This is a genomic window from Jiangella aurantiaca (assembly GCF_004349105.1).
GTDB classification, from domain to species: domain Bacteria; phylum Actinomycetota; class Actinomycetes; order Jiangellales; family Jiangellaceae; genus Jiangella; species Jiangella aurantiaca.
This window is the reverse complement of the sequence record NZ_SMLB01000002.1, coordinates 42,046-54,911: the sequence shown is the minus strand read 5'-3', so window position 1 is coordinate 54,911 and position 12,866 is coordinate 42,046. Positions and strand designations below refer to the sequence as shown.

Sequence of the window (12,866 nt, the reverse complement as noted above, 5' to 3'; positions counted from 1 at the left end):
AGATGATGGCGCAGGCGACGGTCGCGGCACGACGGTCCCCCCGCGGAGCGGCGGGCCGGGGCCGCCTGGGTGCCGCGGTGCTGCTGTTGCTGCCGTTCTTCGTCCTGTTCGCCGCGTTCTACCTGGCGCCCGTCGCCTATGCCGTGTACCAGTCGTTCCTGAAGGTGGAGCGGGAAGGAACCTTCGGTGCGCCGAGGGAGGTCTTCGGCGGGTTCGACCAGTATGCGCGGGTGTTCCAGGACGACGCGTTCCTGGCCAGTTTCGGGCGGGTGCTGCTCTTCGGGATCGTGCAGGTGCCTGTCATGCTCGGGCTGGCTCTGCTGTTCGCGTTGCTGCTGGACTCCGGCCGGCTGCGGTTCAAGCGGTTCTTCCGGCTCGTGTTCTTCGTTCCGTACGCGGTGCCGGGCGTGATCGCGGCGATCATCTGGGGCTTCCTGTACTCGCCCTCGCTGTCGCCGTTCGGCTGGCTGACCGAGCGGATCGAGTTCATGTCCGGCTCGGTCATCCTGTGGTCGCTGGCGAACGTGACGACCTGGATGTTCACCGGCTACAACATGCTGATCCTCTACGCCGCCCTCAAGGCGGTGCCGCCGGAGCTCTACGAGGCCGCGCGCATGGACGGCGCCGGCGCGGTGCGGGTGGCGTGGTCGGTGAAGATCCCGCTGGTGCGTCCGGCGCTCGTGCTGACCGGCGTGTTCTCCATCATCGGGACGCTGCAGCTGTTCACCGAGCCGCAGGTCTTCCGGTCCCTGACGTCGGCGATCACGAGCACCTACACGCCCAACCTGGTCGTGTTCGGCACGTCGAACATCCCGAACTTCCACTTGGCCGCGGCGTTCTCCGTCGTCCTGGCGCTCACGACGTTCGCCCTGTCGTTCGGATTCCTCAAGATCAGTCAGCGCGGGGTGCAGGCATGAGCACCCGCACCGCCGCGCGCGCGGCCACGCGTCCATCCGAAACGGGCGGGCTCGTCCGCGGTCTGCGCGGACGCGCCGCGGGCGACGCGCTGCCGTTCCTTGTCATGGCGGTCTTCGCCGTCTACATGCTCGCCCCGCTGTGGTGGCTGCTCATCGCGGCCAGCAAGCAGCGATCCGACCTCAACAGCACCAATCCGCTGTGGTTCGCCGACTTCGAGCTGTTCGGCAACATCGCCGACGTCGCGACCCACCGCGACGGGATGTTCCTGCGGTGGACGCTCAACAGCCTGCTCTACGCAGGCGTCGGGGCGCTTGGCGCCACCGTGTTCGCCGGGATGGCGGGGTATGTGCTCGCGAAGTTCCGGTTCCGTGGCCGGGAACTGCTGTTCAACGTGGTCCTCGGTGGCGTCCTCGTGCCCGCGACGGCGCTCGCGCTGCCGCTGTTCCTGCTGTTCAGCAACGTCGGTCAGACGAACTCGTTCTGGGCGGTGTTCCTGCCCAGCCTGGTCAGCCCGTTCGGGGTCTACCTGAGCCGGGTCTACGCGGCCTCAGGTGTGCCCGATGAGCTGCTCGAGGCCGCGCGGATCGACGGCTCCGGTGAGCTGCGCACGTTCTTTCGGGTCGCGGCGCCGATCATGGCGCCCGCCCTGGTGACCGTGTACTTGTTCCAGTTCGTGCACATCTGGAACAACTTCTTCCTGCCGCTGATCATGCTGCGCAGCGAGTCGCTGTTCCCCGTCACGCTGGGTCTCTACGTCTGGAACAGCCAGGCGACCCAGCAGGCGGCGGAACTACGGACCTTCGTCATCGTCGGCGCGCTCCTCTCGGTCGTGCCACTGATCATCGCCTTCCTGTGCCTGCAGCGCTTCTGGCGCTCCGGTCTCGGCACGGGCGGCGTCAAGTAACGAACGCAAGTCACACCGTGCGGCCGTGACATCCACATCCATTGGCCGCCACATCCGGGGAGGTAGGGAAACATGCGACGGACACGACGGGCAGCCGGGCTGACTGTGCTGTCCCTGGCAGGAGCGCTGGTCCTGGCCGGCTGCAGCGACGACGACACCGCGGCCGAGGGCGGTGACGACCAGGGCGGTGGCGGCGGCTCCTGCGAGCCCGCCGGTGAACCGGTCACCCTGGAGTACTACTCCTGGGTGCCCGGTATGGACCAGGTGGTCGAGCTCTGGAACGAGCAGAACCCCGACATCCAGGTCGAGTTCGTCACCGGGCCCACCGGGATCGACGCCTACCAGACCTTCTTCAACGGCATCGAGGCCGGCAACGCGCCTGACCTCGCTCAGATCGAGTACGACGCACTGGCCAACTTCCGTCTCCAAGACGCCCTCGTCAACCTCGCGGACTGCGCCGGGGTGATGGACGCGCAGGACGAGTTCATCGACTGGACCTGGGAGCAGGTCACCTTCGGCGAGAACGACGCGGTCTACGCCATCCCGCAGGACACCGGCCCCATCGGCATGTGGTACCGCGCCGACCTGTTCGCCGCTGCCGGCATCGAGCCGCCGGCGACGTGGGAGGACTACTACGAGGCGGCCAAGGTGATCCAGGCACAGGGCGGCCACATCCACCACTTCTCCGACAGCGACGTGAACTGGTTCCTCGGCCAGGTGTGGGAGGCCGGCGGATCGTGGTTCTCCGTGGCCGACGGCGAATGGACGGTGGACTTCACCGGCCCCGAGTCGGTGCAGGTCGCCGAGTACTGGCAGCGGATGCTGGACGAGGACCTCGCCCGACCGATGGCGTCCTGGTCCGACGAGTGGTGGGCGGCGCTCGAGACCGGCGAGGTCTGGACCTGGGTGAGCCCGTACTGGGGCAACGCGCTCATCGAGCAGAACGCGGCGGCGAGCGCCGGAGCCTGGGCGGTCGCGCCGATGCCCCAATGGACGGAGGGCACGAACGCGGCCGGCAACTGGGGCGGCTCGACGGCCGCGGTCACGTCCTCGACGGAGCACCCGCACGAGGCGGCGCAGTTCGCACTCTGGCTGAACACCAGCGAGGAGGCGCTGGCCGCGCTCAACGAGCTCGGCGGACTCTACCCGGCGACGACGGCCGGGCAGCAGCTTCCGCAGCTCAACCAGCCGGAGGAGTTCTTCGGCGGACAAGTCATCGCCGAGGTCTTCGCCGAGGCGGCACAGAACGTCAACCCCGACTTCCCGTGGGGCCCGACCATGACGCAGACCTACAGCGACATCGGCGACGGATTCGCCGCCGCCATCAACGGAACCGGCACGTTGGTCGAGGCGCTTGAGACCGGGCAGCAGAAGACCATCGAGGCGCTGGAGTCCCAGGCGATCCCCGTCGCCGGAGGCTGACGAGCCGAGGCGTTGCGACGGGTCCTGGGGCGCTGCGTGTCCGAAGCCGCGCAGCGTCACCGGGCCGGGCTGGGCGTTCAGGAAAGCCCCGCAGGACCATCATGATGTCACTGGAGGACACCATGAATCGCTCCGGCATCCGGAGCCGTGCGAGATGAGGGAGACCGGGCGACCCGCTCGTCGCCCGTCGGCGCACAGGCCTCGGCGGCGACCGGCCGTCGAGATCTGCGCGGCAAGATGAGAGTGAGGCAACGGTGGGTACCGTCGGCATCCGAGAGGTCGCTGCGCTGGCCGGAGTATCGGTGAGCACCGTCTCGAACGTGCTCAATCGTCCCGAACGCGTGGGCGCCGCCTCGGCGGCCCGCGTCCGCGCGGCGATCGAGACTCTCGGCTACGTGCCCAACCTGCCCGCGCGCCAGTTGCGTGGTGTGCGCAGCGGCACCATCGGGATGGCCGTGTTCAACACGGCCATCCCGTTCTTCAACCAGGTGATCTTCGGCGCCGAGACCGTCGCCGAGCGGGCCGGCCTGTCGGTGATGGTCGGCAACAGCTACGAATCGGTGGCCCGCCAGGCCCGCCACCTGGCCAACTTCGAGCAGTATCGCGTCGACGGCGTTCTGGTCACTCCGGTGACCCACGACCTCTCGGCAATGCACCGGCTGCATCAACGAGGCGTCCCGGTCGTCCTTCTCGACGCCCGTGACGACGCCGGCGACTTCGACTCGGTCTGGCTCGACGACGTCGGCGGAGGACGGCTCGCCACCGAGCACCTGATCGCGATCGGCCGCACCCGCATCTGGTTCGTCGGTGGTCCCCTCGGTGTTCGCCAGAACGCCGACCGGCTGGCCGGGTGCCGCGAGGCGGTGGCGGCGGCCGGCGGAGCCACGCTCACCGTGCGAGAGGGCGACGGTGTCGGCCTGCGCGTCGGACGTGAGACCGGCGACCGCATCGCGGCAATGCCGGCCGGCGAGCGCCCCGACGGCGTCTTCGCGGCCAGCGACATGGAAGCGATCGGCCTCATGCAGTCGCTGCTGCGTGCCGGGCTGCGCATTCCCGGCGACGTCGCCATCGTGGGCTACGACGACAGCGACTTCGCCGCGAACACGAGTGTTCCGCTCAGCTCCGTCCGCCAGCCCGCTCTCGCCATGGGACAGAGCGCCGCGGAGCTGCTGATCGAGCGGCTGGCCAACGCCGACTCCGCCGTCAAGCAGATCGCGTTCGACCCCGAGCTCATCGAACGGGAGAGCAGCGGAGGCGGCTCCGTCTGATCGCCGCTCGCCACGAACGACCACGCTCACCGGCCGCGCGCCCGAGCCCGGTCCCGACCGCAGGAGGCCATGTGTACTACGGAGGCGACTACAACCCCGAGCAGTGGCCCTCCGAACTCTGGCCCCGAGACGCGGAGCTCATGCGGGCCGCGGGCGTCAACCTCGTGAGCCTCGGCATGTTCTCCTGGTCCCGTATCCAGCCCGCCGAGGGCGAGTTCGACTTCGGCTGGCTCGACGAGGTCATCGGCATCCTGCACGCCCACGGCGTCGCCGTGAACCTGGCGACCGCCACCGCCTCGCCGCCGCCATGGGCCACGCACCGCTATCCCGAGATGCTGCCTCAGCTGGCCGACGGCACCGTGCTGTGGCCCGGCAGCCGGCAGCACTACGCGGTGACGTCGCCGGTGTACCGGCGCCTGGCGCTCGAGCTGGTGACGACGATCGCCGGGCGATACGCCGGTCACCCGGCCGTGGTCATGTGGCACGTCAACAACGAGTACGGCTGCCACGTCCCCTACGACTACTCCGACAACGCCCGCGACGCGTTCCAGGGGTGGCTGCACCGCCGGTACGGCGACATCGGCACGCTCAACACCGCCTGGGGCACCGACTTCTGGTCGCAGCGCTACACCTCGTTCGAACAGGTCCTGCCGCCGCGCTCCGCCCCGTACAGCCAGAACCCGGCCGCCCTGCTCGACTTCCGCCGCTTCACCTCCGACGCGACGCTCGAACTGCTCGTCATGGAGCGCGAGGCCATCGCCGCCTCCGGCGCGACCCAGCCCGTCACGACGAACTTCATGGGTCCGTTCCCCGCGCTGGACTACTGGCGCTGGGCCGACGAGCTCGACCTCATCGCAGACGACAGCTATCCCGACCCGGCTGACCCGGAGTCGTTCCGCCGAGCGGCGTTCACCCGGGACCTGATGCGCTCACTCGGCGGCGGCAAGCCCTGGGTCCTCATGGAACAGGCCACGAACGCGGTCAATTGGCGGCCGGCCAACGCGCCCAAGGCCCCTGGACAGATGGCCGCACTCAGCATGCAGGCCGTCGCGCGTGGAGCAGGCGGCGTCATGTTCTTCCAGTGGCGTCAGTCCCGGTCCGGAAGCGAGAAGTTCCACTCGGCGATGCTGCCGCACGCCGGTACGCAGACCCGCACGTGGCGTGAGGTCGTGCGGCTCGGCGCGGAACTGACGCGGCTACCGGAGATCGCCATGACGGCCGCCGACGTGCGGGTGGCGCTGCTGTTCGACTGGGACAACCTGTGGGCGGTGAGCAACCCCGACCACCCGGTCGAGCTGGACTACACCGACATCGTCGTGCGCTGGTACGCGGCCATCCACCGCCAGCACGTCCAGGTCGACATCCGCAAGGCCGACCACGACCTGTCCGCCTACGACGTCGTCCTCGCGCCCGTGCAGTACCTCCTGCCAGCGGCGGCCGCTGCCAACCTCGCCGGCTACGTCCGAGGCGGCGGTCATCTCCTGGTCGCCGGTTTCACCGACATCGTCGACGAGCACGATGCCTTCCGCGAGGGCGGCTTCCTCACCCAGCTCGGACCGACGCTCGGCATCCGGCTGGAGGACTTCGGTGCGCTGCCCGGCCGGAGCCGCGTCTCCTTCCGGCTCGACGGCTCCGACCACACCGGCACGACTTACGCCGAGGAGATCGAGCCTGCCGGTGCGACGGTCCTGGCCCGGTTCAGCACCGGACGGGCCGAGGACCGGCCCGCCTTCACGCGGCATCTCGCCGGGGTGGGCGCCGCCTACTACCTCGCCACCCTGCCGGACGATCACGGCATGCAGGCGGTCACCCGCCACGTCTTCGCGCGCGCCGGAGTGACCGGCGTGCTGGCGGCCGCCCATCCCGACGTGGAGGCGATCCGTGCCGGCGAGCACCTCGTGGTCATCAACCACGGTGAGCAGGCGCGCGTGGTGGCGCTGGGCTCCGGCCACGTGCTCGACGACGTGCCGGTCACCGAGTTGCGGCTGGAGCCGTACGGATACACGGTGGTGCAGGGACCGCTGGATCCTCCGGCGAGAACCACTGGTGCTCAACCGGCCGGAGGGACGCCGGTCATCTCGATGGCCACCAGATCCGCACCGCCGACGGCCCGCGTCCGGCCCAGCGGTGCTACGGGATGACGGCAGGTACATCAGCTGCGAGCGCCCGCGTCTCAGCCTGGCTGCCGTCCCAGCTCTGCCTCCGCGCCTTTGACAGCCCGTTGCAAGGGCGCAACGAACTCCATGAGCCTTCTCTTGCTGACCCGCACGCCGGGCGCCGATACGCTCAACGAGGCCGCCACTCGGCCATCGGCGTGCATGATCGGGGCCGCGACGCATCGGATACCCAGCTCATGCTCCTGCTCGTCAACCGCGAAACCTCGGTATCTCGTCAGCTTCAGGTCGGCTCGAAGGGCATCGGCTGTGGTGAGCGTGTGCTGCGTGTACGCCGTCAGGTCTGCCGCGTCGATCAGCGCGTCCAACTCGGCAGGCGGCAACTGAGCCAGTATCGCCTTCGATACGCCGGTGCAGTGCAACGGCGCGATCAGGCCGATGCGCGAGTACATCCGCACCGGGTGCTGGCTCTCGATCTTCTCGATGAAGACGACATGGCCGTTCTCCAGGATCGCCAGGTGGACGGTCTCTCCAGTGGCCTGGTTCAGATCGCGCATGAACGGCAAGGCGACGTCGCGGATGTCGATCGACTCCAGCGCTCGCTGTCCGAGCTCCATGACTGCCGCGCCGAGACGGTAGGTCCCGTTGGGCCGACGGTCCAGCAACCGCCAGCTGTGCAGCGCGTGGAGGATCCGCAGGGCGGTGGTCGAATGGACCCCCAATCGCTGCGCGACCTCGCCGACGCTCCGCGGCCGTTCAGCGACGAACATCAGCGTCTCCGCGGCACGATGAACCGACTGCGTCATCGAGGTCCACCCGGTGCGCGCGAGCGCACCTCGGCGCGGGCCGTGGCTCTACCCATCGGACACACTTTCCTTCCAGCAAGGCGCCGATCACTCAGCGGTGCGAGCAGCTGTCGACGATGGCCGAGCGCAACTCTACGCCGCTGCGCTAATTGCAGCTGCCCTGCGAATCGCGCAGGAGCCGTGGGTAGCGGCTCTGAGACCGGGCGATGCGATGGCCGCCCTTCAATGCGCGGTCGCCGGCGATGGGAGGGGCTCCCGACCCATGTCGAGCCCCTCCCATCGCGATCACCCGGCCTAGTGGGTGTCCACGGCTACCCGTCTACGCGGAACTGGGCGGTTGCCCCCGCGAGCCCGGGCGCGGTGGCGCTCACCGTGACCTCGCCAGACTCGTCCTGCGCCTGGAGGATCGCCAGCAGCCTGCCCTGGAAGGCGTTCCGCTCGGTGAGCCGGTAGTCCTGCAGATCGGACATGTTGCCGTTGTCCGATCCGAGATAGGTCACCGGCCCGCTCACCGACCAGGTGACCCGGTTGCTGGCGGTGGGGACCACGAGTCCGTCGGCGTCCACGATCTCGGCGACGACATGCGCCACATCGCGCCGGTCGGCGGTGATCTCGTCCCGATCCACCGAGAGCCTGACGGCCGCAGGCGCTGAGGTCGTCGAGAGCTCCGTCGTCACCGCGACATCGTTGAGCTTGCGCCCCACGGCTCGGAGCGTGCCCGGCTCGTACGGGACGTCCCAGACGAGACTGAGATCCGAGGTGGTGCGAGGGGTGCTCCGCTCCGGCGGGTAGTTGCCGAACGACTCGATCATGCCGATTGCCGGGTGCCAGTACCCCTTGACACCAAGCGACCGGCCGTGGAGAAACAGCTCCACCGAGTCGCAGTTCGTGAAGCACCGGACGGAGACGAGCCGTCCCACCGGGACGTTCTGGTTCCAGTGCGGGAAGAGGTAGAGCATCGGCTCTTCGGTCCACTGGCTCTGGTAGAAGTGGTAGCCGTTCTTCTTGAACCCGCACAGGTTCAGCACGCCTCCGCCGAAGCCCCGACTGTTGGGTGAGGACGTCTCGCCGAGATAGTCGACTCCGGTCCACATGAAGTCTCCGGACGCGTAGTCACGCGTCGAGATGAACTTGTACTGGTTCTCGACGTCGAGGCTGTGGTTCGTGGTCATGCTCGAGCTCTCGCTGCCGACCATGGGCTTGTGGCCCCACTTCTCGCGGTCGACCTCCATGTACAGATGGGCGCGGTTGCGCCAGCGGTTGCAGTAGTTGTAGCCGATGATGTCCATCTCGGCGATGAACTCGTCGGTAGTGGCGGCTCCGGGTCGCTCGTGTCCCATCCGGTCGCACCCGACCGTCACCAACCTCGTCGGGTCCTCGCGGTGGAACACCTCGTTGAGCCGCCGTAGCGTGACATGCCCGTTCGGGTCTCCCTCGGGGGACTGGTCGGCGACTTCGTTGCCAGCGCTCCACATCACCACCGAAGGGTGGTTGCGGTCGCGGTGCACGACGTTGACCACGTCGCGCTCGAACCACTCCTCGAAGTAGGCGCTGTAACCGTTCGGCGCCACCTGCGGCTTGGGCGCCTTCCACTCGTCGAACACCTCGTTCATCACGAGGAAGCCCATGCGATCGAAGAGATCGAGGACCTCGGTGGCGAACGGCGTGTGGCCCGTCCGGACCGCGTTGCACCCCATCTCCTTGAGGATTCCCAAGCGACGGACCCAGACGCCCTCGGGGACCGCGGCGCCGACCAGGCCGCCGTCGTGGTGAAGGTTGACCCCGTTCATCTTGACCTGCTGGCCATTGATCAGCAGGCCCCGGTCCGCGTCGAAGACGGCGGTCCGGATGCCGATCGGGGTGAGGTAGACGTCCACGACGCCGAGCGCCTCGCCGCCAGGGCCAGGCCGGGTCCGGACCGTGCTCTTGACCGTGTACATCACCGGATCGTCCACGGTCCACAACTCGGGGTCGTCGACGTCGAGCTGCTGGCGGAACGTGTGCTCGTTCCCGTGCGGGATGGTCTTGGACGACTCGACCGTCGCGACCGTGCGTCCCTCCGCGTCCACCAGGTCGGTCTGCAGGAAGACCTGAAGGGGGCGGCTGCCCTCGTTCTGCACTCTGGTCCTGATCTGCAGGGTGGCCGTCTCGGCGGCGGCGTGCTCCACGATCACCTGAGTGCCCCACTGGCCGACATGGACGTCGTGCATCGCGGTCAGCCAGGTGTGCCGGTAGATCCCGGAGCCGGAGTACCACCGGCTGTTCGGCTGGCGGGAGTTGTCCACTCGTACAGCGATGACATTGTCGCCGTCGACGAGATGCGGGGTCAGGTCGTAGGCGAACGGGACGTAACCGTAAGGGCGGTGACCCAGTTCGTGTCCGTTGATCCAGACGGTACTTCTCTGGTAGGCGCCGTCGAAGTCGATCACGAACCGGTGGCCGGGCCGCGAGCTGGGCACGGTGAAACGCTTGCGATACCAGCCGATGCCGGTCGGCACCCAGCCACCCGGCCCTCCTGACGGCTCGCTGGCACTCAGTGGCCCTTCGATGCTCCAGTCGTGCGGAAGGTCGACGTCCTGCCAGCCGGCATCGTCGAAGGCCGGGTCCTGGGCGCCGTCCTGATCGCCGCGGACGAACTTCCAGCCGAAATCGAAGGTGGCGCGCTGGCGACCTTCCTGCGTCGCGTCGTCGGCCGCGCGTGCGACTGAGGCGCCTGTGATCTCGGGAACGACACCGGCCGCGAGGAGGCCCATGCCGAGGCCCGCCCCTCCTCTGAGCAGCTGGCGCCGCGTCGCGCCTTTGGTGCCCACTGTCTGATCACTCATGAATCTACTTCCTTCCCTTGAGCCGGACTGGATGACGTGCGCTTGAGCGGCGTGGATGGAGCCGCCGCCTCGGCGGTAGCGACAGGAGGAGCAGAGGTGCGGGCGGAGGAGGCCAGTCGGCCGGGCGGGCTCGACGGCCAGCGTCTCCTCCGCTCGACATCGGCACCGGCTGCGCATTCCGCAGGAATGCTGTGCTCGGGGTTGTCTGGGTCGTCGAATGGCCTAGAGCCCGGCGCACTGGCCACTCTTGCGCCCAGCCGTGTTGATCGAGCCGTTGTTGACCGGCGCTGGATCGTTCCCTGAACAGGCCAGTGGACCAGTGATCCGGTTGCCCGCGATCACGTTCCACCCCGACACGTCGTTGACAGAGACCGGCCCGGTCACCGTGTTCGGCTCGCAGCCGACGATGGGATTGCCAAGGGTCACCGATGATGCGCGCTGGATGGTGAGGGGGCCCGTCACTCGAGTGCCGCAGACCACGACCACGCCGTCCCCCTGCGAGGTCACCGGGCCGGTGACCTGGCCGTTGGTGATCACGACCGACGCGCCCGGACCGACGGTGACCGGCCCGGCGATCGTCGCCCGCTCGATACAGGTGACACCGGAGTCGATGGTCAGCGGACCGAGGTGCCGCCCGGACACCCTCTCGCCGCACGCCGGGGTCACGTAGTCGTCGATGACGTCCACGAGCGCGGTGACCCCGCCGAACTCGGTCGAGCCGGAGACCGCGACCCGACCGGTTGTGTCGGTACCGTCGGCAGACACCTCGTCCCAGTCGACTGGGACTGAGGCGATCGAGCCGTCAGCGGTGGTCAGCACCTGCACCGTCTCGGGCAGCGCCGGCTCGGCGCCGACCAGCACGGTCCGATAGACGCGGTCCTCCATGACGTGCGTGGCGCGGCTCTTGTTGTAGATGTCGATCGAGCTGTGCGGCTCGAAGGTGTTCGCCATGCCCGGCACGGACCGGAACATCGATTGCCAGCTGGCCGGCTCCCAGGTCAGGACGCCCTTGCCCTGGTTGTTGATGACGTCGTTGGTGGCCTGGAACACCCGCTGGATGGCGTCTGCCTGGCCTTGGATCGTCCGCGGGTAGATCGCGTTCGGCATGGGTGCGCCACCACCGCCCGAGGCCGGGTAGGACGTCTCGGCGACCACGAGCTGAACCTCTGGGTATGCCGAGGCGACGGTGTGCAGGTTGTGCTCGAGCTGCTCCATCGTCCCGTGGTACTCGGGGTAGTAGGACTGGCCGATGATGTCCGGGAACACACCGTGCTCGTCCTCGAGGCGAGAAAGCGTCTGGCTCCACATCTCCATCGCCTTCTCGATGCCGCTGATCTCCTGGTTGCCCACACCCGGGCCGACGACCGGGCCGATGCCGCTGCCGGTCAGCGAGTGGATCTCGACCAGCGTCGACGGAGAGGCGTCCCGTACGGCGCGGATACCGGCGGCCTGCAACTCGGCGAAGCGGTCGAAGGCCTCCGAGTACAGTCGCTGCTCGACCGGGTCGTCCGAGTTCATGTACGGCCACAGCAGGCCACCACCGGGCTGGGACTGGTAGATCCCGGGCTGGTTGCGGAAATAGGCCGGGTTCGCCGTCCCGACCACCGGGCCGGTGGTCATGCCAGCGGCCTCGCTGCCCCACAGGAAGCCGTTGTTGACCTCGTTGCCGATCGCCACCTTGTCCGGTGTCGTGCCCTGGTCGACCAGCTGGCGGATGTAGTCGTGGGTGTAGCCGTAGACGGCATCCACCAGTTCGTCGAACGGGAGCTCGGCCCATGCTCGCGGCTTGGCCTGCTTGCCAGGGTCTGCCCACGAGTCCGAGTAGTGGAAGTCGATGGCCAGTTCGAGCCCGCGCTCCTTGATCCATTTCGCCGACTGGAGAGAGCGCTCCGGCCCCTGGCGCGGGGGATTGACCGGACTGCCCGATGACTCACTGCGGGGCTCGTTGAAGATCCGCAGGCGAACGAGCTCCATGCCGCGGTCCTGGGCGACGTCCAGCAGGAACGGTCCGGCCCCGCGATCCTCCTCCAGCGGATGTACCCAGTACTGACGGTTCTGGAAGTCGTCGATATAGGACAGATCGGCACCCAGCACGACATCGTCGCGGAGGTAGTTGTAGGCGCTGATCTCGCTCACGCCGACGGTCGCCCCCGGCGACGTCCCTGTGATCGTCACGCGGATGTAGCGGGTGTCCGGACGGGTCAACAGCTCGACTCCGCCTCGGCCGGGGGCGGCGTTGTCCGACCGGTCGGCGATCACCGTCCAGTCGTCGCCGTCACCCGAGGCCTCGACCACGTACTGGTAAACCGCGCCGGAGTCCGGGAATACGACTTCGACCTTGCGGATGTTGTCGTAGATTCCACCGAGATCGAGCGTCAGCCACTGCGCACCGGAGTCTGCGGCAATCCACGCCGTATCGGCGTTCTGGTCGATCGCCAGTCTGCTTGAATCGGCGCCGCTGCCTGCCTCGACAGAAGCCCACGGTCTTTCCGCGATGTTGCTCTCGATCGGCTTGATCTCGACGTCGCCGAATAGTGCGGCCGCCGGAGTAGTGGCGCCGCCTGATGCGGCGCCTACAGCTAGTGCTGCGGCCACACTCACAAAGGTGC

8 protein-coding genes are annotated in these 12,866 nt (G+C 68.3%); 5 read left to right on the top strand and 3 right to left on the bottom strand.

The features are described from left to right. Window positions 1-2 precede the first annotated feature (2 nt). From E1262_RS01650 to E1262_RS01630, 5 genes are all read left to right on the top strand, one after another. Window positions 3-917 carry a carbohydrate ABC transporter permease gene (locus E1262_RS01650; RefSeq protein ID WP_132101308.1) on the top strand — a complete coding sequence of 305 codons (915 nt, stop codon included), beginning with the start codon at window positions 3-5 and terminating at the stop codon, window positions 915-917. Further along, window positions 914-1,822 carry a carbohydrate ABC transporter permease gene (locus E1262_RS01645; RefSeq protein ID WP_132101307.1) on the top strand — a complete coding sequence of 303 codons (909 nt, stop codon included), beginning with the start codon at window positions 914-916 and terminating at the stop codon, window positions 1,820-1,822. Before E1262_RS01650 ends, E1262_RS01645 begins: the two co-directional genes overlap by 4 nt. A 72-nt stretch (window positions 1,823-1,894) precedes the next feature. After that, window positions 1,895-3,244, top strand: coding sequence for an ABC transporter substrate-binding protein (locus E1262_RS01640; RefSeq protein ID WP_132101306.1), 1,350 nt, complete (start codon window positions 1,895-1,897; stop codon window positions 3,242-3,244). 254 nt (window positions 3,245-3,498) lie between these two features. After that, window positions 3,499-4,512: a LacI family DNA-binding transcriptional regulator gene (locus E1262_RS01635; protein WP_132101305.1), complete on the top strand. Its 1,014-nt coding sequence runs from the start codon at window positions 3,499-3,501 to the stop codon at window positions 4,510-4,512. A 71-nt stretch (window positions 4,513-4,583) separates the two neighbouring features. After that, window positions 4,584-6,653: a beta-galactosidase gene (locus E1262_RS01630; protein WP_132101304.1), complete on the top strand. Its 2,070-nt coding sequence runs from the start codon at window positions 4,584-4,586 to the stop codon at window positions 6,651-6,653. Window positions 6,654-6,685: 32 nt separating this feature from the next. Here the strand turns inward: E1262_RS01630 and E1262_RS01625 are convergent, their stop codons facing one another. The 3 genes from E1262_RS01625 to E1262_RS01615 all read right to left on the bottom strand — a co-directional run bounded on the left by E1262_RS01625 (window position 6,686) and on the right by E1262_RS01615 (window position 12,852). Further along, complete coding sequence (locus E1262_RS01625; RefSeq protein WP_132101303.1) at window positions 6,686-7,432, bottom strand: IclR family transcriptional regulator; 747 nt, start codon at window positions 7,430-7,432, stop codon at window positions 6,686-6,688. 311 nt (window positions 7,433-7,743) lie between these two features. Continuing rightward, the gene (locus tag E1262_RS01620) at window positions 7,744-10,257 is read right to left on the bottom strand and encodes a glycoside hydrolase family 2 TIM barrel-domain containing protein (RefSeq protein ID WP_162605720.1); all 2,514 of its coding nucleotides are present in this window, start codon (window positions 10,255-10,257) and stop codon (window positions 7,744-7,746) included. Between the two features lie 222 nt (window positions 10,258-10,479). Next, the gene (locus tag E1262_RS01615) at window positions 10,480-12,852 is read right to left on the bottom strand and encodes a glycosyl hydrolase 53 family protein (protein WP_162605719.1); all 2,373 of its coding nucleotides are present in this window, start codon (window positions 12,850-12,852) and stop codon (window positions 10,480-10,482) included. Window positions 12,853-12,866: the final 14 nt, after the last annotated feature.

Bases quoted from the DNA above. Each gene is read 5' to 3' on its own strand.
- E1262_RS01650 (WP_132101308.1), top strand. From the start codon at position 3: ATGATGGCGCAGGCGACGGTCGCGGCACGACGGTCCCCCCGCGGAGCG.
- E1262_RS01645 (WP_132101307.1), top strand. From the start codon at position 914: ATGAGCACCCGCACCGCCGCGCGCGCGGCCACGCGTCCATCCGAAACG.
- E1262_RS01640 (WP_132101306.1), top strand. From the start codon at position 1,895: ATGCGACGGACACGACGGGCAGCCGGGCTGACTGTGCTGTCCCTGGCA.
- E1262_RS01625 (WP_132101303.1), bottom strand. From the start codon at position 7,432: ATGACGCAGTCGGTTCATCGTGCCGCGGAGACGCTGATGTTCGTCGCT.
- E1262_RS01620 (WP_162605720.1), bottom strand. From the start codon at position 10,257: ATGAGTGATCAGACAGTGGGCACCAAAGGCGCGACGCGGCGCCAGCTG.